At 63.4% G+C, this 3,320-nt stretch carries 4 protein-coding genes; all 4 read left to right on the top strand.

Annotation, left to right across the window (positions count from 1 at the left end; translation table 11 throughout):
* On the top strand, nucleotides 1-861 hold an 861-nt coding region (locus EOD07_RS27850), incomplete at its 5' end, for an IclR family transcriptional regulator (protein WP_348627787.1).
* A 27-nt stretch (nucleotides 862-888) separates the two neighbouring features.
* Nucleotides 889-1,920 (top strand): sugar ABC transporter substrate-binding protein, encoded by a 1,032-nt coding sequence (locus EOD07_RS27845; protein ID WP_127237674.1) that lies wholly within the window; start codon nucleotides 889-891, stop codon nucleotides 1,918-1,920.
* A gap of 223 nt (nucleotides 1,921-2,143) precedes the next feature.
* On the top strand, nucleotides 2,144-3,127 hold the full coding sequence (locus EOD07_RS27840; protein ID WP_127237673.1) for an ABC transporter permease: 984 nt from the start codon (nucleotides 2,144-2,146) through the stop codon (nucleotides 3,125-3,127).
* Nucleotides 3,117-3,320 (top strand): ATP-binding cassette domain-containing protein (locus EOD07_RS27835; RefSeq protein ID WP_127237672.1); only part of this gene is annotated, 204 nt, incomplete at its 3' end. The genes EOD07_RS27840 and EOD07_RS27835, both read left to right, overlap by 11 nt.

The following is a 3,320-nucleotide window of genomic DNA, read 5'->3' as shown; positions in this document are numbered from 1 at the left end:
CGTCGCGTGATGGCTGCCGGCATTGCCGAAACACTCGAGGAAAGCGAAAGCGGCCGCAATGGATATCGCGTGCCGGCAGTGGAGAAGGCGCTCGACGTGCTGGAGTTCATGGCTGCAAGCGCCGAGGCGCTGACCCAGACCGAGATCGCGACGGGCCTTGGCAGGTCCATCCACGAGATTTACCGCATCCTGCTCTTGCTGGAGAAGCGCGGCTACCTGTTCCGCACGCAATCGGACCGCTTCCGGCTGTCGCTGAAACTGTTCGAGTTGGCGCATATGCATCCGCCGGTGAACAGGCTGGTCGAATGCGCTCTGCCGGTGATGCGCGAATTGACGGCCAATGCCGACCAGAGCTGTCACCTAGTGGTGCGCGAGGGACAGAACGCCCTGGTGGTGCTGCAGATCGATTCGCCGCTGCCGATGCGCTACTCGGTTGCGCTCGGATCGCATTTCCCGATCCTCGAAACCAGTTCCGGCGCGGTGCTGCTCGCCCATTCGAACCGGGCGGAGCGCGACCGCATCGTCGAGCGGATCGTCGCTGCCGGCGAAGGGCAGGGGACGCGCGAGGAAATCGAGGCGCGGCTGAACGAGGTGGCCAGGCTCGGCTACGAGATGCGCGCGTCGCTGGCTGTCGAGGGCTGCACCAACATCTCCATGCCCGTGCGCGACCATGTCGGCGCCGTCGTCGCCGCGCTCACGGTGCCGCTCTTGCCGCAGAAGGCCGCGCGCTTCGATCGTCAAACCGTCTTCGAACGAACCCGGACCGCCGCCGAGAAGATATCGGGTGCGCTCGGCTGGGGCGAAGCCAACAGCTCTTCACGTGCCGACCCGGAACGGCGGGATTACCCGTTCAGCGACTGAGACAAACGAAAAACCTGGGAGAGAAAAATGCACTGGTCCAAATCAATCCTGCTCGCATCCGCGGCCATGCTGGCCATAGGCGCGGCGGCGGCGCGTGCCGAGAACATGCCCAAGCACATCGGCTACGTCACCAATTACGCCACGCATGAGTGGTACCAGAACGTCATCAAGGGCATGAAGGCGCACGGCAAGGAACTCGGGATCGACGTCGAGGTGCAGGACGCCAATCTCGACATAGCCAAGCAGGTCGCCGCAGCCGAAGACTTCATTGCCAAGGGCGTCGACGTGCTCATCATCACCCCGGTGAATGAGGAAGGCGTGGTGCCGCTGCTGCGTCAGGCCAAGGCCGCCAACATCCCGGTTGTGCTCGAGGGCAACCCGGTCAAGGGCATGACCACGATGGTCGCTATCTGCGACTACGACACCGGCTACTTCTCCGGCGTCGAGGCCGGCAAATATGCCAAGGAAAAGCTCGGCGGCGTCGCCAAGGTGATGAATGTCGGCCTGCCGTTGCTGTCGGCGACGGTGCTGCGCTCGCACGGCTTCATGGACGGGCTGAAGACCGTCATCCCCGATGCTGTGATGGTGCATGACCTCGATGGCGGCGGCAATCCGGACCGCGCGCTGGAAGTCTCCTCGGCAGCGCTCGCCAAGAATTCCGACGTCAACATCATCTACGGCATCAACGATTCTTCGTCGCTGGGCGGTCTGCAAGCCTGGAAGGCCGCCGGCAAGTCGCAGGACGGCCTGCTGACGGTCGGCACCGGCGGCGAAGGTCTTGCCTTCATCAACGCCATGCAGAACGAGCCGTCCTACCGCATCGAGGCCGCCATGTTCCCGGAGAAGGAAGGCTTCACCACCATCGACGCGGCGGTCAAGCTGTTCAACGGAGAGCAGGTTCCGGAGCACATCGTCAGCCCCACCGCGCCGATGACTGGCGACGACTGGAAGAAATACTATGATTATGACGGCAAGACCCGCACCATCAAATGGGACGCCGTCAATGCGCTGCAGCCGCCGGCAAAGTGCATGAAGACCTCGGCCGACCTGAAGAAATAGGTCGATCGACACGGCCCTTCCCGCGTCGCGGGAAGGGCTACCTGCCAGGCGCCGGTGGCCGGCAAGGACACGGAGCCGGCGCCTGACCTTAGAGCCGGATGATTTCAGGTCTGTTCGACCTGAAATCTGAATCCGTCCCTAAGTCCAAGAGATAGAGCATGATCTAGTCCGAAACCACTTCACACTTTTCGGCATCATGCTCTAGCGACGGGAACGGACTGACATGAGCGAGCTTACACACGCTTCCGCGCAGAAGCGTTTCATCGGCGGCCAGCTTCTCGGCAGCAGCCAGCTGGTGCTGGGTGCCATCCTGGCGGTGCTTTGCATCGCCATCTCGATCGCGGCGCCGCAGTTCTATTCGGAGGCCAACATCATCGCCATCCTGCGTCAATGCGCGCTGGTGCTGATCGTCGCCTCGGGCATGACCATGCTCATCATCACGGCGGAGGTCGACCTGTCGGTCGGCGCCTCGCTCGCCTTTGTCGGCTGCATCGGCATGGCGGTGCTCAATTCCACCCACAGCCTCGCGCTCGGCATGCTGGCCGCACTTGCCTTTGCCGGCGGCGTCGGCCTGTTCAACGGGCTGGTCGTCACCAGGCTCAGGGTGAACTCGCTGATCGCCACCATCGGCACCATGATGATGCTGCAGGGCGGCGTCTATCTGTTCACGCGCGAGGCGGTGCAGAATCACAATCAGCTGGTAAGCTTCACCGATCTCGGCGCCGGCTATGTCGGCGCGGTGCCCCTCCCCGTCATTATCGCGGCGCTGATCTTCGTCGTCGCCTATGTGACGCTGCGCTTCACCACGCTCGGCCGCTATCTCTACGCGGTGGGCGCCAACGAAAAGGCGGTGCGCCTGTCCGGCCTTCGTTCGGAACGGTTGAAGCTGCTTGCCTTCATCGTCACCGGCCTGTGCGTGGGCGTCGCCGGCATGATCCTGTCGTCATTGATGAATGCCGGCCAGCCGACCGCCGGGCGCGGCTTCGAGCTGACGGTGATCGCCGCCGTCATCCTCGGCGGCACCAGCCTGCTCGGCGGCCGCGGCTCACTGTTCGGCACGCTGCTCGGCGTGCTGGTGCTGAAGGTGATCGACAACGGCATCATCATCCTCGGCTGGAACCAGGACCTGCAGATGGTGGTGCCGGGCATCGTCATCATCCTGGCGACCTATCTCGACATCATCCGGAACAAAGCCAATGTCCGTTGATTTCCTTCATCCCGGCGAAGGCGCGGCCGTCGACACGAATGTGTCGGCGCTGGAAATGCGCGGCATCGGCAAGCGCTTTCCGGGCGTGGTGGCGCTGGACAATGTCGACTTCATCCTGGAGCCTGGCAAGATCCACGCCCTGATGGGCGAGAACGGCGCCGGCAAGTCGACGCTGATCAAGATCATGGCCGGC

Source organism: Mesorhizobium sp. M2C.T.Ca.TU.002.02.1.1, from assembly GCF_003997225.1.
Note: the sequence above shows the minus strand (reverse complement) of the source record. Positions and strands in the feature narration are given on the sequence as shown.

Bases quoted from the DNA above. Each gene is read 5' to 3' on its own strand.
- EOD07_RS27845 (WP_127237674.1), top strand. From the start codon at position 889: ATGCACTGGTCCAAATCAATCCTGCTCGCATCCGCGGCCATGCTGGCC.
- EOD07_RS27840 (WP_127237673.1), top strand. From the start codon at position 2,144: ATGAGCGAGCTTACACACGCTTCCGCGCAGAAGCGTTTCATCGGCGGC.